This is a genomic window from Microbulbifer mixtoriginis (SeqCode), assembly GCF_052467235.1.
Genome location: NZ_CP174305.1, coordinates 1,045,625 through 1,069,886, shown reverse-complemented (window position 1 = coordinate 1,069,886; position 24,262 = coordinate 1,045,625). Strand labels below are relative to the sequence as shown.

Sequence of the window (24,262 nt, the reverse complement as noted above, 5' to 3'; positions counted from 1 at the left end):
TCAGCCAAAATACCAGGTGGCGAGGCCAAGGAAGGACATGAACCCCACCACATCGGTGACGGTTGTCAGTGCGACACTACCGGCTAATGCCGGATCGATTTTTATTGCCCGCAATACAACCGGTAAGATTGCTCCTGCCATCGCTGCCACAATCAAATTGATTACCATGGCCGCAACAATAATGACCGCAATGGTAATGTCGTCAAACCAGAGTGCAGCGATTAGCCCCATCACCAGAGACCAAAGCAGGGCATTAAGGCATGCAGAGCCGAGCTCCCGCGAGAGTAGCCAACTGAGGTTACTTTTGCCAATCTGGCCCAGAGCCATGCCCCTGATCACCACGGTGAGTGTCTGGCTGCCGGCCACCCCCCCCATACTTGCGACAATCGGCATCAATACCGCCAGGGCAACGACTTTTTCCAGCGTATTCTGGAACAGACTGATTACCCATGAGGCCAGAAGGGCTGTGAGCAGATTAATACCGAGCCAGAGGGCGCGCCTGCGCGCAGTGCGCCTTACCGGAGCAAAGGTGTCCTCTTCTTCATCGAGGCCCGCCATACTCATCAGTGAGTGGTCAGCGTCTTCGCGAATAACATCGACGATATCGTCGATTGTAATTCGACCCAGTAGGCGGTTGTGCTCATCCACTACTGGTGCGGTGATCCAGTCATACTTTTCAAACAGCCGGGCCACCTCTGTATCGCGCATATCGGCGGGAATTGGCTCCACATCAGTATTGACGACCTCGCGTACCGTGACAGAGGGGTCTGTGGTGAGAAGCTTTGAAAGCGGTAGCAGCCCGATATATTGGCCACGTCGATTGACTACAAATAAGCTATCGGTGGATTCCGGCAACTGCTCATGGCGGCGCAGGTAGCGCAGCACCACATCCAGGCTTAAGTTGGGGCGCACCGAGATAGTATCGGTGTCCATTAAGCCGCCAGCGGTATTCTCATCGTAAGCGAGTACGCTTTCCACCCTCAGGCGGTCGGTTTCGCTCATTGCTGAGAGGACTTCAGAGACGACACGTTCGGGGAGCTGCTGAAGGATATCGGCGATATCGTCCGCATCCAGCCCCTCCATAATCTCCACCATCTCCTCGGTATCCATGGTATCGAGGATTTGACTGCGCACTTCATCGGTGAGCTCTTGCAGTACCTCACCTTCGACATCCCGATCGATCAGGTTCCACAGAACCTGGCGAATACGCGGGGGGGAGCTTTCCAAAAGCTGCGCAATACTCTGCGGGGTCAGGGTTTTGAGCATGCGCCGGACTTCCTGCCCGGTGCCACTATCGAGGGCGGCGAACAACTCGCTGAGTTGGTTTTGCGCGCGGAACTTGATTTCGGCTTGGGGTGGGCTGGACACGATAAATCCTTACTGCTCAGCGGTGTTTAGGGAGTAGAGACCATAAGAAAGTCGCGGCGTTATTACGCCATGGCGGACTCTATCCAGAGCCGCTCGCCTTTGCAAATTACTCGGCTTCTCCAAAGCGCTCTGAGACGAGAGTGCTGATAGCTCCGAGTGCGTCACTCTCATCACGGCCCTCAACCTCCAGCTCCAACTCTGTACCCTGCCCGGCGGCAAGTAGCATAAGCGCCATAACGCTCTTGCCATCCACCGATCTATCGCCACAGTGCACTTTGATGTTGGAAGAAAAGCGGGCAGAGGTTTGGGCAAACTTACTGGCTGCGCGAGCGTGCAGCCCGAGCTTGTTAATGATGGTGAGGCGCTGTTTTTGCATAGGTAGCGGATTTGTATGGACTATCTCTGTTGTTCGCGGTGACGGACTTGAATATTGCCAAATTTGTGGAGAAAAGTGCGCGCCAGTTGTTCAACCATATAAACTGAGCGATGTCTCCCTCCGGTGCAGCCAATGGAGATGCAGGTGTAGCTGCGATTGCTCTCCTGGAAAGAGGGTAGCCAGCTCTCAAGGAAACCGGTGATATCTGCTTCCATCTTGTTAGTTTTGGGGTGGGAGCGTAAAAATTCGGCTACTTCATGGTCCAATCCGGTTTTTTTCCTAAGATTGGGCTCCCAGTAGGGGTTTGGTAAGCAGCGCAAGTCGAACATCAGGTCGGCATCCACTGGCACCCCATATTTAAAGCCGAAAGACTGGAAAAGTATTGCCATCCCTTCCGAATGTCCGCCCACTACGCGGCTTCTAATCAGCTCCCGTAACTCGTGCAAACCGAGGCTACTGGTATCTATCACCATATCCGCCATGGCTGAGACGGGTGTTAGCAGCTCTCTTTCTTGTTTCAAGGCTTCGAGTAAGTGGGTGCAATCATTGCTCAGGGGGTGTTTGCGGCGGGTCTCGCTGAAACGTTGTACCAGTACAGGTTCGCGGGCGTCCAGGTAGATTACATCACACTCTACGCCGGTACTGCGCAGGGCTTCAATAACTCGGGGGGCCTGTTTGATATCCTGCCAGAGATTGCGAGCGTCTATTCCCAGAGCAAGGGGGGTGTCCCCTTTAGGCGTTTGCTGCTCAGCCCGCTTGATGAGTTCGGGTAGCAGGCTAATCGGCAGATTGTCGATGCAGTTAAAGCCCGCATCTTCGAGTAGTTGAAGTGCGGAGCTTTTACCAGAGCCGGAGCGGCCGCTGATGATAATCAAGCGCATGGGGACCCCCTCTTTTTAGCTCTTTATACCATTTAATCGTTAATTAAATGGTGTTTATATTCCTGGCGGTAATTTATAAATCGTGACTCCGGAATCGGATTACCAGGATATGAGCGCAAAGCTAGAATCAGGCTGCTGCGGCTGAGTCTATAGCTAGGGCGTAGAGTGCGTCGCTCGTGTCAGCCTGCCTCAACTTGTCCCGGACCTGGCTGTTAGAGAAGAGCGCAGCGATTTCTGCCAGTGTATCGAGATGTTGTTGTTCCGAATCTTCAGGGACCAGCAAGACAAAGAGCAGATCGACAAGCTGTCGGTCGATAGCGTCGAAATCTATGGCGGGTTCTGTAGTGCAGAGCACGCCAATGGGGTGCTCACATCCAGGAAGACGGCAGTGGGGGATAGCCACACCTTCGCCAATTCCTGTGGAGCCTAGACGCTCGCGCGCAATCAGTTGGTTGAATATGGTGTCAGAGTCATGCTGTGGATATTGTTCGGCTACAGCCTGGGCAATATTGAGCAGCAATTTTTTTTTGCTGCTCCCCGCCAGATGGCAAAGGCTGAGGCGGGGAGAGAGTAAAGCTTCCAGTGTCATAGTTCAGCGGTGGTTCTGCAACTTCTCTTTGTGTTTTTTCAGTTGGCGGTCCAGTTTGTCTGTAAGCGAATCAATGGCCGCATACATGTCCTTGTCTTCCGAACCCGCGCAAAGATCGTGACCATTGATATGTACTCGGGCTTCGGCTTTCTGGATCAGCTTGTCTATGGATAGGATGACTTGCGCGTTGGTTATATTGTCATAATGCCTTGAGAGCTTTTCCAGCTTGTTCTCACAGTAGCTGCGCATTGGCGAGGTAACGTCGACGTGGTGACCACTAATATTGATCTGCATGGATTTCTCCTTACCAGGTGCATCACATTACGGCGAGCCTCCTTTCGGGTCGCAACCCTACTAGGAAGTGGCCCAGAATGGAAGGATACACTCAAAGTTTGGAGTTCGGTTGCGAAGGTGTAGTAATTGGTGCCAGGTTATGACTTGGCCTACCTCATGAGTCGAAACCCAAGCGGCCCCTTCAGACCAAGCGTTTTCGCTCGCTGGAGGAGGGAATTCCCATTGACTCGCGGTATTTCGCCACAGTGCGGCGGGCTACTTTAATACCCTGTTTATCGAGCTCTAGGGTAATTTTGTTATCTGAGAGCGGCTTGCGCGGGGTCTCTGCGTCAATCAGCTTGCGGATCAGTGCGCGGATAGCGGTTGAAGAGGCATCCTCACCGGAGTCTGTGCTGACGTGGCTCGAAAAGAAATACTTGAGCTCAAACACGCCGCGAGGCGTGAGCATGTATTTCTGGGTGGTCACCCTGGATATGGTCGATTCATGCATGCCAATAGATTCGGCAACATCTGCCAGCACCATAGGTCGCATGGCTTCCGGGCCTTCCTCAAAAAAACCTTGCTGCTTTTCGACAATACAGTTGGCTACTTTCAGTAAAGTCTCGTGGCGACTCTGCAGGCTTTTCATAAACCAGCGTGCTTCTTGCAGGTGATCCCGCAAAAAATTGTTATCTCTGGAGTTGTCGGCACGCTTAACCAGGGAGGCGTAGTGGTCATTGATGCGGATCTTTGGGGTGATCTCTGCATTCAATTCTACATGCCAGCGAAGGGTTTTGCGGGAAACGACAATATCTGGAATTACATAGTCTGGTTCTTGCCCACCATAGCTCTCTCCCGGACTGGGGTTTAAGGTCTGGATTAGGCGAATGGCCTCGCCTAGCTGGGCTTCAGTGAGTCGTGTGCGTCGACTCAACTGGCGAAAATCCCTTTTGCCAAGTAAGTCCAAGTGTTTTTCAATAATGTTTTGCGCTTGGCTTAGCCAAGGGGTATTTGGGGGCAACTGCTGTAGTTGTAATTGCAGGCATTCTTTGAGATCCCGAGCCCCGCAGCCGGCGGGATCAAACTGCTGAATAGCCTTCAGAACCGCGAGCACCTCATCTTCATCGATCGATAAAGAGGTGGCGACATCCTGCACAGAAGTGCCAAGGAGGCCGCTGGGGGCTATGCCATCAATTAAGTTTTCACCGATCCACTTATCCTGCTCAGATAAGGGGGTCAAGTTCAGCTGCCAGCGTAGATGATCCTGAAGGCCGATCGAGGTGGAGTTACGCTCATAGCTGGAGGAATCTAACTCGTGGCTGCCGCTGTTATTGGTGTAGATGTCATCCCAGCGCGAGTCGACGGGCAGCTCATCAGGAATTGCCTGGTCCCAGTCCCCCTCGGCCAGTTCGCGCTCTTCTACCGGCTTTGTTGTGTTTTCCGGTGTTTGCTCAGGCTGTGGTTGATTTTCATCCACCTTTACGGATTGCTCTTCGCTATCCGCTTCCAGCATCGGGTTGTTGTCCAGTGCTGCCTGGACCTCTTGCTGCAGATCGAGTGTGGAGAGTTGCAGTAGGCGAATTGCTTGCTGCAACTGGGGGGTCATGGTCAGCTGTGTGCCGAGCTTGAGCTGGAGAGACTGCTTCATAGTGGAGCGCCGCAGGCCGATAAGACAGGGTGTCGATCAAATTGTCCTAAGATGGCGCAGACTACCCCTCTCTTCAATCTATTACAAGCAATAAGCGTGCCGGTCCTGGCATGATAGCTGGTGCTATGTTTCCAGAATTATGATTATTCCCGTCTTAAGTGAAGAATTTAAGGACAGAAATTGGTGGTTAGCCTCAAATAGTGAATTCGTGTCCCAAATAAACTTCGCGCACCTGTTGGTTGGCGAGAACCTCATCCGGCGTGCCTGCAGCGATGATATGACCTTCACTGACAATGTAAGAGGTCTCACAGATATCCAGCGTTTCGCGAACATTATGGTCTGTGATTAGTACGCCAATATCGCGATCACGCAGGTGGCGGATGATCTCCTTGATATCGTTCACCGATATGGGGTCTACTCCAGCAAAGGGCTCGTCCAACAGGACGAAGCCGGGGTTGGTGGCCAGAGCGCGGGCAATCTCAACTCGGCGTCGTTCTCCACCAGAGAGGGCCATACCCAGGCTTTGCGCGATATGGGTTATATTAAATTCCTCAAGTAGTGCTTGGGCCTGTTGTTGCCGCTCGTCTCTTGAGAGGTCCTTGCGGGTTTCAAGGATTGCTAAGATATTGTCTTTTACCGTCAAGCGGCGAAATACAGAGGCTTCTTGGGGGAGATAACCGATACCTTTGCGTGCGCGTCCGTGCATGGATAGCCGGGTTATATCCTCATCGTCGATCATCACCCTGCCAGCGTCGGCCTGCACCAGCCCGGCAATCATATAAAAGCAGGTTGTTTTGCCGGCACCGTTGGGGCCGAGGAGGCCGACGACCTGTCCACTGGAAACACTGACAGTGACATCCTGGACGACTTTTCTTTTTTTATACTGTTTCGCGAGGTGTAACGCTTTGAGCGTTGGCATAGTGTGTACCGAATCTATCCATGCCGCGGGCTAAGTGATGCCCGCCGGTGCAATAATATTTGTTACTTATACAGGGGTGGTAGCTGGGGAGTTACTGACCTTGATTATCATTGGCGTCTTGAGAGCTCTCTTTCTTCTCGGGCTTCCAGGTCATCTCTACACGCCCTTTCCCTGTTTGGCCCTTGGCACTCATTTGCTCGGTAGTGAGATCGTAGTCAATTTTTTCCGCTGTCAGTGTGTTGCCTTCCCGGTCAACATGGGCTTTACCAGTTAGTTGCAACTCCTCAGAGCCCACTCGGTATACAATGCGTTGGGCTCGGGCTTTTACGGGGTTCTCACCCTGGAGGATCTTTTGCTGAAAATGTGCGGGTTTACCCACGGCCACTACACGGCTAATTTCCTTTTCTGGAGTGAAGTAAACCTCAACGCGGTCCGCCTGTATTTTTAAAGATCCCTGAGTTATAACAACATTATTACTATATACCACTAGGTTATTATTTAGACCTGCATTCATTGCATCAGAGCTTATATTGATCCGCTGCTGGCGGTCCTCAGGCAGTGCAAAAGCCGATGAGGCTGTGAGCAGGAGCGCTGCGATGGTGGTGACTTTTAACAGATGGCGGTAATTAGTCAGTGTCATAGATGCTCTTTACATCGGATAGGATTTCCATCCGGTCTTCATTCAAGTAAGCGCGCATGCCTTTGCCGGTGGTGCGGTTTGGGCCAGAGCTTATAGTAACAACTTTGTCTGTCTCGGCGAATTCCTTCGCGGGCAGGATCGTAATACTGGACGTTTCCAATTTGATGCCACCAGGGATGGGTAGTTCATCAATTTCTACATCGCCACTCAGGACTATTCGTTCACCACGATTGTGTGCCACCCCTTCTCGAGACTCGGTACGCCATTTAGGCTGGTCATCTTGGTAAAAAACCATGCGAGGTTCGGTCAGGTCTGCCCGGTCACGACGTTTAAACTGGTAGTAGGTTATCTGGTCTGCGTCCACGCGATAGGCTAGATTTCCTTCCTCATTAAAGTGGCGTGTCTTGGCGTTTCGGATGATCAGTTCTGCCGCTTTGTCATGCTGCTGGGGGGTAGGGCGGATTCCCAGCAGCTGATCTGGCGGGCTCTCCGAAAGCCATAGGCCAGCGCTGATTAGCGACACTACTAATAGCAGCGGTAGCCAGGTACGCATTATTGCTCACCAATATAGGGGGCAAGTGCAGAGTCAAATGTTCCCTGGGCCTGCATAATTCGGTCACAGGCTTCGCGTACAGCGCCTTCACCACCGCGGGTTCGGGTTATCCACAGGGCGCGCTCTCTGACTGGAGGGGCTGCATTGGGAGGGGCTATTGGGCAGCCGACACGGGTCATAACCAGAAGGTCAGGATAGTCGTCGCCAATATAGGCGATATCTTCTAAGCGGCATGGCTCGTCGGCTAAGAGCTCCTGCAGTGCTATAAATTTGTCCTCGCGCCCTTGGATCAGTTTAGTGATGCCAAGATCGTGAGCGCGGCGTTCCACTACTGAGCTGCGTCGCCCTGTAATAATGGCTACGCGAACCCCGGAATTTTGCAGCATTTTAATGCCGTGCCCATCGAGTGTATTGAAGGTCTTCAGCTCATTGCCGTTATTGTCGAAATAGAGCTTGCCATCGGTGAGGACGCCATCTACATCCAATACCAACCAGCGTACTTTCTGCAATACTGCGTTTATTTCTTCTTCTGAAACCACCAGAGTTGTCCTTGTTTACTGTTTTTTAGAGCACTAATGGGCCCTGCAAATTGTTTGATTATCTCAGATTACGCCGGCGCGCAGTATATCGTGCATATGTAATACACCGATCGGGTGGTGGGCTTCATCCTCCACAACCAGCGCGGTGATCTTGTAATCTTCCATAATGCGTAGTGCCTCTGCAGCCAGGGTCTCGGCGGATACCGTTTTGGGGCGGCGACTCATCACCTGTTCCATAGTGGCTTTATCTAATTCAATTTTGTGATCGATTACGCGGCGCAAGTCCCCGTCGGTGAACACGCCAAGCAGTTCTCCTTTTACGTCGACGATAGTGGTCATACCAAACCCTTTACTGGTCATTTCCAGTAGGGCCTTAGATAGCAAAGTATCGGGTTGGACCTGAGGTAGTTCTTCCCCTGCGTGCATAACATCTTCGACTTTCAGTAGCAGGCGTCGGCCAAGTGCTCCACCAGGATGAGAGAAAGCGAAGTCTTCAGCCGTAAAGCCTCTCGCCTCCAGTAGGGCCACGGCCAGAGCATCACCCATAACCAAGGTGACAGTGGTTGATGAGGTTGGTGCCAGATTTAAGGGGCATGCTTCAGTTTGCACTGAAATATCCAGGTTTACCTCTGCCGCCTGCGCCAAGGGAGAATCTGTCTTGCCAGTCATGCTGACCATGGGGATGCTCAGGCGCTTCAACAGTGGCAGTAGGGTGAGTACTTCAGCGGAAGAGCCTGAATTGGAGATGGCTATCACCAAGTCGTCTCGAGTGATCATTCCCAGGTCGCCATGACTCGCTTCCCCTGGATGAACGAAAAAACTTGGGGTGCCAGTACTGGCAAGGGTAGCCGCTATTTTACGCCCGATATGCCCTGACTTACCCATGCCAGTTACGATGGTACGTCCGGGGCACTGTAGGATCATCTCGCAGGCGCGCTGGAAGTCGCCGTTGATCCGGTGTTCCAGTGCGGCAACAGCTTCCGTTTCCATTCGCACGGTGCGCTGCCCGGCCTGCAATATCAAATCCTGGGTCATTGGGTGCCTCTGAATAACTGACTTCTAATTTAATAGTTTCTAATTTTATAAGGTAAAAAAGTGATGACTTATCTTCGTCCGGTTTAATGGTGAGCCCTTTGAGCGTTAGGGGGCAGACTTTATCTCTTATGTTTGACGCAGTTGTCCCTGCGATTGTCGTGCTAATCTATATACGAACACCCAACAGGCATGTAGGAAAACCGCTCGCCTGCCGGAGTGTCAAATGACACGCTCGTACACTGCCACACCACCGGGCGCGGTCATGGTATAGTCTGCCGCCGCTGCTGTCAGCTATGTCACTCAGCGGATGAGCGACAATTTCCCATTTACTGGGACTGATTGCCAGCAGCTTCGTCATGGCACTTATTTACGCTGTGTGCGTCCAAGGAATGATTTGCTAATTGGAGAGTATTTGTGAATACATCATTTTGGATTGGTCGGTACGGTTTTTCCCGGTGGCTAAGATTTGTACTTTGCGCAGTATTGGTGTCTGCTGTGGTCCCCGCTGCGAATGCCGATCAAAACCCCTATGTAATGATTGAAGGGGTTTCCCAAAAACTGTTGAGTGTGATTCGCTCAAATGCCCAATATGCCAACTCTGATCCGCAGAGATATTACAGCGCTATTGAAGGGGTCCTGACGCCGGTTGTGGATTTTGATTTTATCGCGCGCGGTGTTATGGGGCGTTATGCCAAACAGGCGACTGCATCCCAGCGCTCCCGTTTTTCCAGTGCTTTTCGTCGAGATTTGGTGGCAACATTTGCTCGGGGTGTAGCAAATTTTGGCGACCTCGATGTGAAAGTGGTCAACCCGGGAACTTTGCCCAGTGGGAACCGGGTTAATGTTTTGCAGGAAGTGCGCAGCAAAGAGGGTATTACCAAAGTTTCTTATACTCTGGTGCGTAACCGCGCTGGAGAGTGGAAGCTGATTAACGTTATCTTAAATGGCGTTAATTTGGGTAAAACTTTCCGCAGTCAGTTTTCTCAATCTATGCAGTCTTATGGGGATATCGACAAGGTAATCTCCAACTGGTCCGCAGGACAGGATGTTGCCGATAAAGTGAGCTAGTCGGCGAACTTCAGGGTGCGCAGCTGCGCACCCTCCATGATTCAAGTACACTTGCGTGATGTTTTTTAACTAACGCAAATCCCACCTATGCAACCAGATGAAATCAAAACCCTCATTGAGGGTCATATCCCCGAGAGTAATGTCGACGTCGCCTTTGAAGGTAGCCACCTGATGGTGACTGTGGTGAGCAGCGCCTTTGAAGGCCTAAGCCGCTTGAAAAAGCAACAGCTGGTTTATGCGGCGCTAAATGACAAAATTGCCGACGGCACTTTGCACGCCGTGCAAATGCAGACCCTTACTCCAGAAGAAGCCAGTCGATAACCTGTCGCCTGTATTCAGGCGACTCCCGAAATACGAGACCGAATGGATAAGTTAATAATAGAGGGTGGTAGCCCAGTTTCCGGCACCCTGCGAATTTCTGGTGCGAAGAATTCCGCTCTGCCAATTTTGGCTGCAGCACTTTTGGCCGATGGTCCGGTACATATTCATAATCTGCCACACCTTAATGACATCACCACGATGATCACCCTGCTGCGTTGTATGGGGTGTGATGTCACAATTGATGAGAAGCTGGGTGTTGAAATAGACCCCCGTTCGGTCAACGATCTGACGGCGCCCTACGAGCTGGTGAAAACCATGCGCGCTTCTATTTTGGTTTTGGGCCCGCTACTGGCCCGCCACGGTGTAGCCAATGTCTCGTTCCCTGGCGGCTGTGCGATCGGCAGTCGTCCGGTGGATATCCACCTGAAAGGGCTGGAGGCGATGGGTGCAGAAATAACCATTGACGGTGGTTTTATCCGGGCCCGTTCTAATGGCCGCCTTAAAGGCGCCAATATCGTTATGGAGAAGGTTACTGTCGGTGGTACAGAAAACCTGCTGATGGCGGCAGTTTTGGCAGAGGGCACCACGGTATTGCACAATGCCGCGCGCGAACCTGAGATCGTCGACCTGGCAGAATTCCTAATTGCCATGGGGGCACAGATAGAGGGTGTTGGCACTGACACTATGCGCATCCACGGCGTCCCCAAGTTGACCCCTTGCACCTTTACCGTTATGCCGGATCGCATCGAGACTGGCACTTTTCTTGCCGCTGCGGCAGCAGCTCGTGGCAAGGTTCGGCTTCTGCATACCCGTGCGGACATCCTCGATGCGGTATTAGTGAAGTTTGAGGAGGCTGGCGCACACCTGAGCTGTGGTGATGATTGGATTGAGCTGGATATGAAGGGCAACCGCCCTAAGGCGGTGAGTTTCCGTACCGCACCTTACCCAGCTTTCCCCACCGATATGCAGTCGCAGTTTACCGCTATGAATGCCGTAGCTGAGGGTAAAGGGGCTGTGGTGGAGACTATTTTTGAGAATCGGCTGATCCAGGTTCATGAGTTGAACCGTATGGGTGCTGATATCACCCTTGAGGGTAATACGGCTTTCGTCACAGGTGTCGAAAAGCTTAAAGGAGCACCCGTGATGGCCTCGGATTTACGCGCTTCGGCAAGTTTGGTGATTGCAGGTATGGTTGCTGAAGGCACTACTACAGTCGACCGTATCTACCATATAGACCGGGGTTATGAGTGTATTGAGGAAAAATTACAGCAACTGGGGGCGAGTATTCGCCGAGTACCTGGTTAGCAAGTTGAGGCGGCCGCCCCTTTGGTCGGGGCGGCTCTCGTAAAAGAGCCGGCTTAATAATGACTATGCAAATCACCATCGCCTTGACCAAGGGGCGTATCCTGCAAGAAACCTTACCTCTGCTCGCAGCGGCGGGCCTGGAACCACTTGAAGACCTAGGGAAAAGCCGCAAGCTGATTTTCCCCACCAACTGCGAGGGGGTGCGCCTGCTTCTCTTGCGTGGTGTCGATGTTCCCACGTATGTGCAGCATGGCGCTGCGGATATAGGGGTTGCTGGTAAAGATACTCTGCTGGAACATCATGCCGATGGTATTTATGAACCTCTTGATCTCGGTATTGCGCGCTGCCGACTGATGACCGCAGGGGTGAAGGGGGCCGCTCTACCGAAGGGGCGGATAAAAGTGGCAACAAAATTTGTTGAGAGCGCCAAGCGACATTATGCCGCTCAAGGGCGGCAGGCGGACATTATCAAGCTGTATGGCGCAATGGAGTTGGCTCCATTGATGGATCTTGCCGATGAAATTGTAGATATAGTCGATAGTGGTAATACCTTAAAAGCCAATGGCCTTGAAGCTCGTGAAATGATTGCGCATATCAGTAGCCGCTTGATTGTCAATAAGGCCGCCATGAAGATGAAGTATCAGCCAATCAGTGAGCTGATTGAAAAATTGTCGACAGCTGTCGCGCAGAACTAGAAGATTTTTAGACGTTATGACTCGCAAGTTTATTGGTCGGCTAAGTGCCACTGACACAGATTTTGATGGGCAATTAAAGCAGTTGCTCGCTTGGGAGGCGGTGGCCAATAAACAGGTCGAGGAGACAGTTGCAGAAATTCTGCAGCAGGTGCGCAGTCGAGGGGATGCTGCGGTTATTGAATATACCAACCGTTTTGATCGCCGTAATCTTACTGGAGCAGAAGACTTTTGTTTAACTTCACAAGCGCTGACTGAGGCTCTTGCCCGTATTGGAGTCGAGGAGCGTGAGGCCCTTGAAGTCTCCGCCCGGCGCGTACGTGAATACCATGAACACCAAAAGCAGAGCTCCTGGCGCTATACCGAGGCAGACGGCACAGTACTGGGGCAGCAGATTACTCCAATGGAGCGTGTTGGCATTTATGTACCTGGGGGTAAAGCCAGTTACCCTTCCTCGGTATTAATGAATGCTATTCCGGCAAAGGTTGCTGGCGTGGATTCAGTGGTTATGGTGGTTCCGGCTCCCGAGGGAGAGATCAGTGATTTGGTTCTGGCCGCGGCAGCGATTGCCGAAGTGGATCAAGTGTTCACTATTGGTGGTGCACAGGCGGTGGCCGCACTGGCTTATGGCACCGAAACGATTGCCTCGGTAGATAAAATCGTTGGCCCCGGTAATATCTTTGTGGCTAGTGCCAAGCGCGAGGTCTTTGGCCATGTGGCAATAGACATGATCGCCGGGCCCTCGGAAATACTTGTTATTTGTGATGGGGCCACCGATCCAGATTGGATCGCGATGGATCTGCTGTCCCAGGCCGAACACGATGAGCAGGCGCAGGCGATTCTGCTATGCCCTGATGCAGAATTTCTCGATGCGGTGGAGTCATCCCTTGAGCGGCAGCTGGCAGAGTTGCCTCGCGCAACAATAGCAGCCAAGTCACTAATGGATCGCGGTGCTCTGATTCTGGTGGACTCTCTTGAGCAGGCAATAAAAATCTCTAATCGTATTGCTCCCGAACATCTGGAAGTTTCTGTGGCTGATCCTGAATCTTTGTTGCCGCAAATTCGCCATGCCGGTGCGATTTTCCTGGGCCGCTATACTGCAGAAGCTCTGGGGGACTATTGCGCGGGGCCCAACCATGTGCTGCCTACCAGTGGTACCGCGAGATTCTCCTCACCCCTGGGTGTTTACGATTTTCAGAAACGCAGTTCGATTATTTATTGTTCCCCACAAGGTGCCGATCAGCTTGGTCGTGTAGCTGCCACCCTCGCTTGTGGTGAAGGGTTGGAAGCCCATGCTCGCTCTGCCGCCTTTCGGATCAAGAAATAAACGAATACCTTATCGCGGTAACTGGCACCAGTAAGGTACATCATGCGTAAATTACTTCTGTGTTTAGCTGCTCTTAGCCTGGTTGGTTGTGCGACGACTGATGAATATAGCGTTGAAAAATATTCAGGGTTTGAGCAGAGCCTTCCCGCCCTATCCCTATTCGCCAAGATGCCTGGTGAGGATTTTGAACGGCGCTGTAACGACTATTCCGAAAGTTCTCTGCTCAAATATTGTCAGTATGGTGTAGTGGACTACACGGAATTATTGGGGCAGCTGGAAGCCTCCACAGCCTTTAGTTCTGTGCACTCTGGTAACGACGATATTCCTTACCAATTACTGGTAACTTCTGCCGGTTATTCTGAGGAGGGGATAGAGGATATCGGTGAGGCGGTTATAGCCGGTGCCACTTTGATGTTGGCTCCTATGCGTACCACGCAGGATATCCATATCGATGCAATCCTGACTTGGCACGGCCTTCCCTTGAAACGCTACCAATTAGAGTTTCCGTTCACAACAACAATAAGTCTGTTTACTTCTCCGCTCACCGCAAAGCGGGATTTGGCCAAAGTGGTAGCAGGGGAGCTGATAGCTTTACTGCAGGAAGATAGGGTTATGGCTCCGGAGTATCTCTATCAATCCATTGGAGCGAGTGACTACCACTCGGCTCTGAATTTACCGGAGTCTGTTGGTGAGTATGTGAGCAACCCTCTTGTGCTTGCAAGCCACCCGTTATTTGGGGCTCAAACGCGCTACGTGCACCGTCAGTTTCAGTTCGATTCTGTAGATGTCTTTGTCTACCCAATCCCCAATTGGGAGTGGGGAGATTTGAAGCAGACGCAGGTTGAGGAGCTGGATAGGGTTCGCCAGGAACTTGAGCTGGTGGAGAGGGAGGCTCAGTGGCAGGCGTTGGATCTCAGCGAGGAGGCTTCAGAAATATGGCGCGTGCAGGGGCAGGACATGCCAGTGACCAGGCTTTCCGGTTATTTCCTCGCCGCAGATGGGGAGCGCTTTGATACCCATACCTATTTATTTGTACGCAAGGATAAATTTATTAAGGTGCGAGCTTCTTTTTCCGGAGAGGGGAGAAGCAGGGAGGAGGTAGAGACTTTTGCTAGGGGGCTAATTGCCCAGGCGAATGTACCCAGTGAATCCCGATTTATGGCTAATGTTCGCGAGAATTGGCGGGAAAGGCGGGCCGGAGACTAGCCTGGCCCACGCAATATCCTATTTCTACTGGCTTCCTTCTCTGGGAATTTGGGTTGCCTGCCAGGCGATTACAAACCAGTCTCCCTGGCGTTTCACAAAAGTGCCTGTATTTAAATAATAGTTTTTCTTTCCTTCGATACTATCGTTGGCGACTAATTTGAAAGCTACTACTGCCGTATCTCCGAGTAGGCGAATATCGATATCCTCTGCGGCGTAGTTCACTGTTATTGGCTCATCGCCAGCTGTCTCCATGCCCTGCATGATTTTTGCTTTGCCAAATCGCTTTCCCGCGGAGCTGGTATAGACAAGGTCATCAGCCCAAAAGCGCTGATGGGCCTCGGCACTGCTGGCAGCATTATCGATAAAATAATGTAGTAGTTTTTGGAGTTCCTCTTTGTCATCGGCCCAGCATTGCCCGGCAACAAGAGTCGCGAGGATGGTAAGGATGATTGTGCGCATAGGTTGTCTTCCTTGTTCCCCGGCAGGCTATTCCACAGGGGTTGTTGTGTCAGGCTTGACTGACACGGTAGCTTCAACGGTATGAGACTGCCCCTCTCGAGTGAAGGTAATGGAGATGGTGTCTCCAGGACGCAGGGTTGCCATGGTGGCCTCACCTTGCTTTCCGTCGCCAATGGGGAGTCCATCGATATGGGTGATCACATCTCCAGGTTTGAGTCCGGCGTTATGAGCTGGGCTCTCATTGTAGATGGCAGTAATCATGACGCCACCGGTGGAGAGGAGATTGAATTCCTTAGCCATCTGTGGGCTGATTGCGCTGGCTTCGATGCCTAGCCAGCCGGGTACAACGCGGCCGTAAGCAATAATGTCCTGCATTACTTTAAAAGCGATATTGGCGGGAATGGCGAAGCTGATCCCGCCGGAGTAGCCGGACTGGTTGAGAATAGAAGTGTTAATACCGAGCAGGCGCCCGCGGGAGTCCACCAATGCGCCGCCGGAGTTACCCGGGTTCACGGCAGCGTCAGTTTGCAAGAAATTCTGTAGGTGGCTTCCGGTGCCGGAGTTTTCCAAGTGGCGTCCCTTGGCGCTAATGATGCCTTGGGTGACCGTCTGGCCAACCCCAAAAGGGTTGCCAATAGCCAGAACTACATCGCCTACTTGAGCGGATTCGGGCTCACCAACTGAGATAGAAGTTAGGTTGTCGAGTTCGATTTTCAAAACGGCCAAGTCAAAGTCGGCATCGCTACCGACCATGCGAGCCTGTGCCTCGCGGCCATCGGCGAGGAGAATGACAATAGCGTCTGCCTGGTCGACCACATGGTGGTTGGTGAGAATATAGCCGTTGTCACTGACAATAACCCCAGAACCGAGGTTCGACTGCATGCGTTCCCTCTGTGGGACATTCATATTGTCGAACAAACGGCGAAAAAGGGGGTCATTAAATAATGGGTGTTGCCGCTGTGGTAGTGCCATGCGGGTATAAATGTTAACTACAGCGGGACCGGCCATATTGACTGCTTGGGCATAGGAAACCGGCCCCTGCCAATCCTCCTGGGGAGGTGTGGGGTTTGTGCCGCGTAACTGCGGAAATATGACCAATAGTAGTGCGGCCATAGCCAAACCTATCAGGGCAGGCAGGGCCCAATCCTGTAAAAAGCGATTTTGGGACACTCGAGACTCCTCATTTGCGCTGATTATACACACCTCTCGCTGGGGATTCGCCGAGTACAGCCTTGCTGCTGTTTCAGTGGTTAGTTCAAGGTGAGTTAGGGGTTCTGCGAGGAGTTTTCTATCCCCCTAGTGACTATTGAGGGAGCGTTAGTGGGGTATTCAAAAGATCAGCATCAATGACTTCTGTTTAGAAGCCTTCAAGGCAGTCCATTCATATGCTTGCCAGTGTTTATAGTTACCCTGTGGTCCTCAGAAGGCTTATTGAGCTTGATCGGGGGTGGCAAGCCGACCTTTCTCGCCCCAGTTCTTATATCTATCCCCTAATTATGTTGACAGCCCCAAACGGATATTCGGGGATATTTTCCCTGCGCTTATTTCCTGGCTAGATTACCCGCTGCCTTTACTTCGAATATATGTACGATCTGTAAAAACTGTGTTTCGGTAGAGCATCAATTTCTTAGAGCAGTATTGTTGTTTAGTGGGCTATAGGGGGAGCTATACTCCCCCACTCTGTATAGGTTTGACATTGGTCAGCCTTTATAGATGCGTATAATGGCCAGCCGATAATTGACTAACCGGCAAATTTTGTATTTGGAGACCAAAATGTCCTTAGTTCGTCCCCACGGCAGTGTTGAGCTGCAGCCTCGCTTTGTTTATGACAGCGAGCGGCATCACCAGCTGATGCATGAAGCGGAGTCGTTGCCCTCTATTGTGGTTAGCTCTGCCGCTGCCGCCAACGCAGTCATGCTGGGAGCGGGCTATTTCAACCCCTTACACGGTTATATGAACTTGGCCGATGCGCTGAGTGTTGCTGCCACCTTGCGCACAGTCGACGGCCTCTTTTGGCCTGTGCCGGTGTTGAATGTTGTTGAAGACACCAGTGCTATTGAGGGGGTATCTCGAATCGCCTTGCGGGACCCGAATGTTGAGGGTAGCCCGGTGCTGGCGATCATGGATGTGGAATCGATTGAAACCGTATCCGATGAGCAGATGGATGCGATGGCCGAGCAGGTCTTTGGCACTCTGGATGATAAGCATCCCGGTGTAGCCACCTTTAAATCCGCTGGTCGTCAGTTAATTTCTGGCCCTATCGAAGTACTGAACTTTAGTTATTTTATTAACGACTTTCCGGATACCTTCCGCACAGCGGTAGAAATTCGCAACGAATTTGCCGAGCGTGGTTGGAGTAAAGTGGTGGCCTTCCAAACCCGCAATCCTATGCATCGCGCCCATGAAGAGTTGTGTAAGATGGCTCTTGAAGCGGTAGAAGCAGATGGTGTCCTGATTCATATGTTGCTGGGGCAGTTAAAGCCCGGTGATATCCCTGCGCCGGTCCGCGATGCCTCGATTCGCAAGATGGTCGAGCTCTACTTCCCTGCTAATACCGTAATGGTGACCGGTTACGGTTTTGACATGCTCTATGCTGGTCCTCGCGAAGCTGTGCTGCACGCGTTGTTCCGCCAGAACTGTGGTTGTAGCCACCTGATTGTAGGTCGAGATCACGCTGGTGTTGGAGATTACTACGGTGCCTTCGATGCGCAGACTATTTTCGATGAGGAGGTACCTGAGGGTGCTTTGGAAATCGAAATCTTCCGAGCCGATCACACGGCCTACTCAAAGAAGCTCAATAAAGTTGTGATGATGCGTGATGTACCAGATCACACTAAGGAAGACTTTATTCTGCTGTCTGGAACCAAGGTACGTGAAATGCTGGGGGATGGCATTGCGCCGCCTCCGGAGTTCTCCCGCCCGGAAGTGGCGCAGATCCTGATGGATTATTATCAGAGTCTGTAAGTTTACAATTTAATGAAAAAGGCGGGATATCCCGCCTTTTGTGATTTTATACCGTTGCGAAAAATAGAGCTTATTGGGTTCTTGTTACTTGTTAGCTGCCTGCGTGGGCCTCTTTCTCCAGGCCATAATCTTCATCGAGGGTGCCTTTGGCGCCGGGCTCTTTCGGTGCCCAGTCTTTCGGTGGTTCCATCTCTTGAAGTTGCTTGTCGTCTTCTTTCAGTTTGCCGCTACCGGCTTCAAGCATTTGTCGGCCTATATCCTGGTTGGAGAGGCGTAAAGCGCTATTGGATAGATACTCGTGAACGTCTTTGTAACTCTCGGTCAGGTTGTGAACCAGCTGAGAAGTTTGGTCAAAGTGTTCATTGACCTGTAGCTGGAAATCCTCGAGCTTGCTATTGGCCTCTCGCAGGCGCTGTTCCAGCTCTTGGGTGCGGTCAATACTGGAGCGCCCGCGAATCGCCAGGTAGGCTAAAAAAGCACCCAGCGTCATTCCGAGAATGCCAACTAAAATTAATATCGATGTAGAGTGCACTTCCTACCTCCCGAACTTGCTCTTATATGGCACTGGCGATCCCTGGTGCATGATTATGGATGGCGGTTATTTGGACCGCGATACTGTCTGAGGCCCTGGATGGTCAACGTTAAGTGGCTGTCGCCCAATGTTAGCGGGCCCAGTATACGCGATTATTAATCTGACAATTAAGGTTGTTAGTTATTTGCGACACGCCAATTTACCGCCAGTTCCGAATTGCCGGTATAGGCTGGCGAATCGGACGCGGGTAGGGCTTGGCTGGGTTCGCCGATGTTGTACCTTTGTCGCCTAGGCGGCTTTGTGGTGAATTTGGTAGAGTGCGCGCCTGTGATTTAGCTGTTGAAGAAATTTTCATCTATGTTGCCCGTCAAACCTCTCTTACTTTCCCCTCTTGAGCGCTATGAGAATGACCTACAGCGCCCTGAATTTTTGGAGGACTCGTCCCAGAGGGCAGCGGTTCAGGAGCTGCAAAATCTGCATCTGCGCCTGGTGGCAAGGGCTGAGCGAGGGTTTCTTGCCGGGCTAGTCTCACGTTTGCGCGGCGCCGATGTTGGGCCTGAGCGCGGGCTCTACTTCTGGGGTGGGGTGGGGCGCGGTAAAACCTATCTGATGGATGCCTTTTATGAGTCCCTGCCGTTTGAGCAGAAGCAGCGCACCCATTTCCACAGGTTTATGCGCCAGGTTCATCTGGATCTGAAGGAGTATGCCGGGGAGAAAAACCCGCTGGAAAAGGTAGCCGACAAGATTGCGCGAAGAGCGCGTGTGCTCTGTTTTGATGAGTTCTTTGTCTCCGATATCGCTGACGCTATGATCCTGGCGGGCCTTTTGGATGCCTTGTTCCGCCGTGGGGTGGCTCTAGTGGCCACCTCTAATATCGTGCCGGAAGGGCTCTATAAAGATGGTTTGCAGCGAGCCCGTTTTCTGCCAGCTATAGAACTCCTTCAGCAACACACCAAGGTGGTGAATGTCGATGGTGGCACCGACTACCGGCTGCGCACCCTGGAGTTACTGGAGCTATACCATGCTCCACTCGACAGAGCGGCAGACGAAAACCTGTCCAGCAGTTTCTCCCGTCTGATCGTGGATGGTTGTGAGGTGCGCAGTGATGTCGACTTGCAGGTTGAGGGGCGTCCTATCCGCGCACTGAAGGTGGCAGATGATGTTGCCTGGTTCAATTTTGCAGATCTGTGCGATGGTCCTCGCTCACAAAATGACTATATAGAGTTGGCTCGGGAATTTCATACGGTGCTGTTGGCGGCGGTACCGAAGTTTGATGAGCGCATGGATGCCCAGGCGCGCCGCTTTATCAATTTGGTGGATGAATTCTACGATCGCTGCGTCAAGTTGGTTATCTCTGCAGAGGTACTGGCCGAAGAATTATATGGAGGGCAGCACCTGCGTTTTGAGTTTGAGCGCACGGTCAGCCGGTTATTGGAAATGCAGTCCAGGGAGTACCTGGAGAGGGCGCATCGCCCGGAATAGCCTCGCTTGCCGAGAAGGGTGGGCGCCCCAGAAATCGCTTGAAAAGCGAGCACTCCTTTTGTACTATCCGCGCTCTTTTGTGGGACGGCCCCTAAAACCAGGGGGTCATATTACAGGTGTTTATAACATGAAGACATACAGTGCCAAGCCAGAAGCGGTAAAACGCGACTGGTACATTGTTGACGCTGCGGACAAGACCCTCGGCCGTATTTCTGCCGAGATCGCACACCGCCTGCGTGGCAAGCACAAGCCTGAATACACGCCCCACGTGGACACTGGTGATTACATTATTGTGATCAATGCCGAGAAGGTTCGCGTGACCGGCAATAAGGCCAAAGACAAGATCTACCACAGCCATTCCGGCTACCCCGGTGGTCTCAAGTCCATCAGCTTTGAAAAGCTGATCGAGAAAGCGCCCGAGCGTACCATTCAAAGCGCCGTTAAAGGCATGCTGCCGAAGGGTCCTCTGGGTCGCGCCATGTTCAAGAAGCTGAAAGTATACGGCGGTAGTGAACATCCTCACGCGGCACAACAGCCGATTGAACTGGCGATCTAAACGGGAAGAAATCTGATGGCAACTACTCAATACTACGGTACCGGCCGCCGCAAGACCTCCACCGCTCGTGTATTTATCGTGCCCGGTGAAGGAAAGATCAGCGTAAATGGTCGCGACCTGGACGAATACTTTGGCCGCCAGGTAGCTCGCATGATCGTGCGTCAGCCGCTGGAAAAAGTAGACATGGTCGAGAAATTCGACATCATCGCAACTGTAAAAGGTGGTGGTTCCTTTGGTCAGGCGGGTGCAATCCGTCACGGCCTGACCCGCGCCCTGATGCAGTACGATGAGGAGCTTCGTCAACCGCTGCGCGCCGCTGGTTTTGTTACCCGCGACGCCCGTGAGGTTGAGCGTAAGAAAGTGGGTCTGCGCAAAGCGCGTAAGAAGCCGCAATTCTCCAAGCGTTAAGCTTTCTTTTGGGCCCGGCAATTGCCGGGCTTTTTTCTATCCGGTAGTTGTGACTTTGAATACCCATTTGGGAATTGTTCAATTTCTCGCAATTTCACCGCGCAATTCCAGACGTTCCCCAGGTCTTTGCCTTGTATCAAAATGGCATTTTCTTTAACATTGCGCGGATTTGTATCCGCTTGATTTGTGGGGTTTATTCGCGCGGGCAATCTGCCGGAGCGGGACTTCTTTCAAGACTTTTTGGGTTTGGGCCAGCGCATTTCCGGTCTGTCCGGGATCGCTGTGATGGGAGAACTACGTCATGAGTGATGACGGTGTAAATGTAGGACGGCGCCGTTTTTTAACCGCTGCTACCTCTGTAGTTGGTGGTGCGGGTGCGGTTGGGGTGGCCGTGCCTTTCGTCGCTTCCTGGAAGCCGAGTGCCAAGGCGAAAGCTGCGGGCGCTCCGGTTAAGTACAACATTAGCAAACTTGAGCCGGGTCAGATGGTCACCGTTGAGTGGCGCGGCAAGCCGGTATATGTGGTCCGTCGTACTGACGAGATTTTACAGGACCTGGAAAAGGTGGAGCCGCTATTGCGAGACCCCAATTCCGAAGAGTCTATCCAGCCGGCTTATGTAAACCCGGAAAACCGCTCTATCAAGCCGAAGTTGTTGGTTTTGGTTGGTCTGTGTACTCACCTGGGCTGTGCGCCTATGTACCGTCCCGAAGTCGGTGCCGCCGACCTTGGCGGTGACGAATGGATGGGCGGTTTCTTCTGTCCCTGCCACGGTTCCAAATACGATATGGCTGGCCGTGTATACGCCGGTGTTCCGGCACCTACCAATCTGGAGGTTCCGCCTTATTCCTATGAAAGCGATGCTGTAATCGTGATTGGTGTAGACCAGGAGGGCGCTGCATGAAATGGCTAGCAAATTTCGGTGACTGGGTTGATCAGCGTCTGCCGATCTACCAGGCCTGGGATAAGCATATGGGCAAGTACTATGCGCCCAAAAACTTTAACCTCTGGTACTTCTTCGGCGTATTCTCCCTGCTCGTACTGGTCAACCAGTTGTTGACCGGTATTTGGCTGGTAATGAGTTTTAACCCCTCTGCAGAGGGCGCCTTTGCCTCCGTTGAATACATCATGCGTGATGTGGAGTGGGGCTGGTTGATACGCTATCTCCACTCGACAGGTGCGTCTGCCTTCTTCGTGGTGGTGTATCTGCATATGTTCCGCGGCCTGATGTACGGCTCTTATAAGCCGCCCCGCGAGCTGGTGTGGATCTTCGGTATGTGTATCTATCTGGTGCTAATGGCCGAAGCCTTTATGGGTTACGTACTGCCCTGGGGTCAGATGTCCTACTGGGGTGCCCAGGTGATCGTGTCCCTGTTTGGTGCGATACCCGGCATCGGTGACACCCTGGTGGAGTGGATTCGTGGTGACTACCTGATTTCAGGTATTACTCTGACCCGATTCTTCTCTCTGCACGTCATTGCGTTGCCGTTGGTGCTGGTATTGTTGGTGGTATTGCACATTCTTGCGCTGCACGAAGTGGGCTCTAACAACCCAGACGGTATCGAGATCAAGAAGAACAAAGACGAGAACGGTATTCCCAAAGACGGCGTGCCTTTCCACCCTTACTACTCGGTTCACGACCTGGTGGGTATTGCGGTATTCCTGTTTATCTTCGCAACCGTGGTGTTCTTCTTCCCGGAGATGGGTGGCTTCTTCCTGGAGTACGCTAACTTCGAAGAGGCAAATCCGCTGAAGACACCGCCACATATTGCCCCGGTTTGGTACTTCACACCCTTCTATGCAGTTTTGCGCGCAGTAACTATGGATATTGGCCCTCTACCGGCTAAGTTCCTCGGTACTGTTGCTATGGGTGCTGCTATTGCGGTGCTGTTTGTGCTGCCCTGGCTGGATAAGAGCCCGGTGCGTTCCATCCGCTACAAAGGCTGGTTGCCCAAGGCATTACTGCTGGTGTTCGCTGCGGTATTTATTATCCTCGGTTATCTTGGTGTTAAATCTCCGACCCCTGAACGCAACTTCCTGTCTCAGGTGGCGACTCTGTTCTATTTCGCCTTCTTCCTGACCATGCCGGTCTGGACGAATCCGAAGAGCAAAAAAGGCATTGGTTCCTGGGTTGTAAGTATCGGCTTCGGTGTGCTGTTCTTGTGGATGGCCGTTGCCAATCTCTCTGTGAATACTTTCATGGCTGTGGTAACCCTTCTACTGGCGGGCTTCTTTGCCGCTCTGCCGTGGATTACTAACCGCGATGACGTATATCCGGAACCTGAGCGTGTAACCAGCCCGTCTGGCGCCAAGACTTTCGGTATCCTGTTTATTGGTATCGTGGTTGTCGGACTGCTGACCCTTATCCCGATTAAGGCCGTAGGTGCCGAGTCCAGTGTTGAGCTGGACCACATCAATATCGACCTGCAGGACAAGCCGTCTCTGCAGCGCGGTGCCAAGTACTTCGTCAACTACTGCATGGGTTGTCACAGTGCCAACTACTCCCGCTGGGAGCGCGTTGCCACCGATCTGGATATCCCCAACGAGTTGATGATGCAGAACCTGGTTCTGGGCAACGATAAGATTGGTAATCTGATGGAGATCTCCATGCGTCCGGATGACTCCAAGGTGTGGTTCGGTGCCACACCTCCGGACCTGACGCTGGTGGCCCGCTCCCGCTCCCCAGAATGGCTCTACACTTATCTCCGCAGTTTCTACAAGGATGACAGCCGGGCTACCGGTGTGAACAACCTGGTATTCCCCAGTGTCGCTATGCCCCATGTTTTGATGGAGCTGCAGGGTTTGCCGGAATGTGCCCCGGGTCCTAAGCGCGACCACGGCAAGATTGTGCGCGATGAGTTGGGCAACCCCATTATGGATGCCGATTGTGGCAGCCTGAAAGTCGGTAGTGTGAAGGGCTCCATGAATCCTGAAGAGTTCGACCAGGCTATGTATGACTTGGTTAACTTTATGGAGTACATTGCCGAGCCTATGGCTGAAGATCGCAAGCGCATTGGTTTCTACGTGCTGGCGTTTATTTTTGTATTCTTTATCTTCGCCTGGCTGTTGAACCGCGAGTACTGGAAAGACATACACCACTAAGTTTCGCCGGTTTCTCTTTGAT

Annotated in this window: 26 protein-coding genes; 12 read left to right on the top strand and 14 right to left on the bottom strand. The window is 52.3% G+C overall.

All coding sequences use genetic code 11. The features are described from left to right. The 11 genes from mgtE to ACJJIO_RS04750 form a co-directional block, all read right to left on the bottom strand. Positions 1-1,368 (bottom strand): magnesium transporter, encoded by a 1,368-nt coding sequence (gene mgtE, locus ACJJIO_RS04800; protein WP_435583621.1) that lies wholly within the window; start codon positions 1,366-1,368, stop codon positions 1-3. A 106-nt stretch (positions 1,369-1,474) separates the two neighbouring features. After that, a complete protein-coding gene (locus ACJJIO_RS04795; protein WP_252083005.1) occupies positions 1,475-1,744 on the bottom strand; it encodes an HPr family phosphocarrier protein in 270 nt (89 codons plus the stop codon). A gap of 20 nt (positions 1,745-1,764) precedes the next feature. After that, complete coding sequence (gene rapZ, locus ACJJIO_RS04790; protein WP_444910301.1) at positions 1,765-2,625, bottom strand: RNase adapter RapZ; 861 nt, start codon at positions 2,623-2,625, stop codon at positions 1,765-1,767. A 127-nt stretch (positions 2,626-2,752) separates the two neighbouring features. After that, positions 2,753-3,214: a PTS IIA-like nitrogen regulatory protein PtsN gene (gene ptsN, locus ACJJIO_RS04785; RefSeq protein WP_444910300.1), complete on the bottom strand. Its 462-nt coding sequence runs from the start codon at positions 3,212-3,214 to the stop codon at positions 2,753-2,755. A 3-nt stretch (positions 3,215-3,217) separates the two neighbouring features. Beyond that, complete coding sequence (gene hpf, locus ACJJIO_RS04780; RefSeq protein WP_252083002.1) at positions 3,218-3,508, bottom strand: ribosome hibernation-promoting factor, HPF/YfiA family; 291 nt, start codon at positions 3,506-3,508, stop codon at positions 3,218-3,220. A gap of 181 nt (positions 3,509-3,689) precedes the next feature. Then, positions 3,690-5,135 carry an RNA polymerase factor sigma-54 gene (locus ACJJIO_RS04775; protein WP_444910299.1) on the bottom strand — a complete coding sequence of 482 codons (1,446 nt, stop codon included), beginning with the start codon at positions 5,133-5,135 and terminating at the stop codon, positions 3,690-3,692. A 193-nt stretch (positions 5,136-5,328) separates the two neighbouring features. Next, positions 5,329-6,054, bottom strand: coding sequence for an LPS export ABC transporter ATP-binding protein (gene lptB / locus ACJJIO_RS04770; protein WP_444886968.1), 726 nt, complete (start codon positions 6,052-6,054; stop codon positions 5,329-5,331). Positions 6,055-6,145: 91 nt separating this feature from the next. Beyond that, positions 6,146-6,694 (bottom strand): lipopolysaccharide transport periplasmic protein LptA, encoded by a 549-nt coding sequence (lptA, locus tag ACJJIO_RS04765; protein WP_444886967.1) that lies wholly within the window; start codon positions 6,692-6,694, stop codon positions 6,146-6,148. Then, on the bottom strand, positions 6,681-7,247 hold the full coding sequence (lptC, locus tag ACJJIO_RS04760; protein WP_444910298.1) for an LPS export ABC transporter periplasmic protein LptC: 567 nt from the start codon (positions 7,245-7,247) through the stop codon (positions 6,681-6,683). The genes lptA and lptC overlap by 14 nt, the downstream gene beginning before the upstream one ends. Continuing rightward, entirely contained in the window at positions 7,247-7,786 is a 540-nt protein-coding gene (locus ACJJIO_RS04755) for a KdsC family phosphatase (protein ID WP_444886965.1), read from the bottom strand. The genes lptC and ACJJIO_RS04755 overlap by 1 nt, the downstream gene beginning before the upstream one ends. 63 nt (positions 7,787-7,849) lie before the next feature. Beyond that, positions 7,850-8,821: a KpsF/GutQ family sugar-phosphate isomerase gene (locus ACJJIO_RS04750; RefSeq protein WP_444902958.1), complete on the bottom strand. Its 972-nt coding sequence runs from the start codon at positions 8,819-8,821 to the stop codon at positions 7,850-7,852. 414 nt (positions 8,822-9,235) lie between these two features. On the opposite strand from ACJJIO_RS04750, the gene ACJJIO_RS04745 reads away from it, so the two are divergent. From ACJJIO_RS04745 to ACJJIO_RS04720, 6 genes are all read left to right on the top strand, one after another. After that, complete coding sequence (locus ACJJIO_RS04745; RefSeq protein WP_252082995.1) at positions 9,236-9,889, top strand: MlaC/ttg2D family ABC transporter substrate-binding protein; 654 nt, start codon at positions 9,236-9,238, stop codon at positions 9,887-9,889. Positions 9,890-9,976: 87 nt separating this feature from the next. After that, positions 9,977-10,210, top strand: coding sequence for a BolA family protein (locus tag ACJJIO_RS04740; protein WP_444884033.1), 234 nt, complete (start codon positions 9,977-9,979; stop codon positions 10,208-10,210). A gap of 42 nt (positions 10,211-10,252) precedes the next feature. Then, positions 10,253-11,515 (top strand): UDP-N-acetylglucosamine 1-carboxyvinyltransferase, encoded by a 1,263-nt coding sequence (murA, locus tag ACJJIO_RS04735; RefSeq protein WP_252082993.1) that lies wholly within the window; start codon positions 10,253-10,255, stop codon positions 11,513-11,515. Positions 11,516-11,574: 59 nt separating this feature from the next. Continuing rightward, the gene (gene hisG / locus ACJJIO_RS04730) at positions 11,575-12,210 is read left to right on the top strand and encodes an ATP phosphoribosyltransferase (protein WP_444910297.1); all 636 of its coding nucleotides are present in this window, start codon (positions 11,575-11,577) and stop codon (positions 12,208-12,210) included. 16 nt (positions 12,211-12,226) lie between these two features. After that, a complete protein-coding gene (gene hisD / locus ACJJIO_RS04725; protein WP_444910296.1) occupies positions 12,227-13,534 on the top strand; it encodes a histidinol dehydrogenase in 1,308 nt (435 codons plus the stop codon). A 42-nt stretch (positions 13,535-13,576) separates the two neighbouring features. Then, on the top strand, positions 13,577-14,740 hold the full coding sequence (locus ACJJIO_RS04720) for a hypothetical protein (protein ID WP_444902954.1): 1,164 nt from the start codon (positions 13,577-13,579) through the stop codon (positions 14,738-14,740). Between the two features lie 24 nt (positions 14,741-14,764). On the opposite strand, the gene ACJJIO_RS04715 is transcribed toward ACJJIO_RS04720, so the two are convergent. After that, positions 14,765-15,199, bottom strand: coding sequence for a nuclear transport factor 2 family protein (locus tag ACJJIO_RS04715; RefSeq protein WP_444902953.1), 435 nt, complete (start codon positions 15,197-15,199; stop codon positions 14,765-14,767). Positions 15,200-15,226: 27 nt separating this feature from the next. Then, complete coding sequence (locus tag ACJJIO_RS04710; RefSeq protein WP_444886959.1) at positions 15,227-16,369, bottom strand: S1C family serine protease; 1,143 nt, start codon at positions 16,367-16,369, stop codon at positions 15,227-15,229. A gap of 603 nt (positions 16,370-16,972) precedes the next feature. Here ACJJIO_RS04710 and sat point away from each other — a divergent pair. Next, positions 16,973-18,163: a sulfate adenylyltransferase gene (gene sat, locus ACJJIO_RS04705; protein WP_444910295.1), complete on the top strand. Its 1,191-nt coding sequence runs from the start codon at positions 16,973-16,975 to the stop codon at positions 18,161-18,163. A 91-nt stretch (positions 18,164-18,254) separates the two neighbouring features. On the opposite strand, the gene ACJJIO_RS04700 is transcribed toward sat, so the two are convergent. Then, entirely contained in the window at positions 18,255-18,695 is a 441-nt protein-coding gene (locus ACJJIO_RS04700) for a Z-ring associated ZapG family protein (protein ID WP_444886958.1), read from the bottom strand. Between the two features lie 357 nt (positions 18,696-19,052). On the opposite strand from ACJJIO_RS04700, the gene zapE reads away from it, so the two are divergent. The 5 genes from zapE to ACJJIO_RS04675 all read left to right on the top strand — a co-directional run bounded on the left by zapE (position 19,053) and on the right by ACJJIO_RS04675 (position 24,240). After that, positions 19,053-20,177: a cell division protein ZapE gene (gene zapE, locus ACJJIO_RS04695; protein WP_444910294.1), complete on the top strand. Its 1,125-nt coding sequence runs from the start codon at positions 19,053-19,055 to the stop codon at positions 20,175-20,177. Positions 20,178-20,304: 127 nt separating this feature from the next. After that, on the top strand, positions 20,305-20,733 hold the full coding sequence (gene rplM / locus ACJJIO_RS04690) for a 50S ribosomal protein L13 (RefSeq protein WP_152454552.1): 429 nt from the start codon (positions 20,305-20,307) through the stop codon (positions 20,731-20,733). Between the two features lie 15 nt (positions 20,734-20,748). Further along, complete coding sequence (gene rpsI / locus ACJJIO_RS04685; protein ID WP_252082984.1) at positions 20,749-21,141, top strand: 30S ribosomal protein S9; 393 nt, start codon at positions 20,749-20,751, stop codon at positions 21,139-21,141. A gap of 301 nt (positions 21,142-21,442) precedes the next feature. Next, a complete protein-coding gene (gene petA, locus ACJJIO_RS04680; RefSeq protein ID WP_444884041.1) occupies positions 21,443-22,042 on the top strand; it encodes a ubiquinol-cytochrome c reductase iron-sulfur subunit in 600 nt (199 codons plus the stop codon). Then, positions 22,039-24,240, top strand: coding sequence for a ubiquinol-cytochrome c reductase (locus ACJJIO_RS04675; protein ID WP_444884042.1), 2,202 nt, complete (start codon positions 22,039-22,041; stop codon positions 24,238-24,240). The genes petA and ACJJIO_RS04675 overlap by 4 nt, the downstream gene beginning before the upstream one ends. Positions 24,241-24,262: the final 22 nt, after the last annotated feature.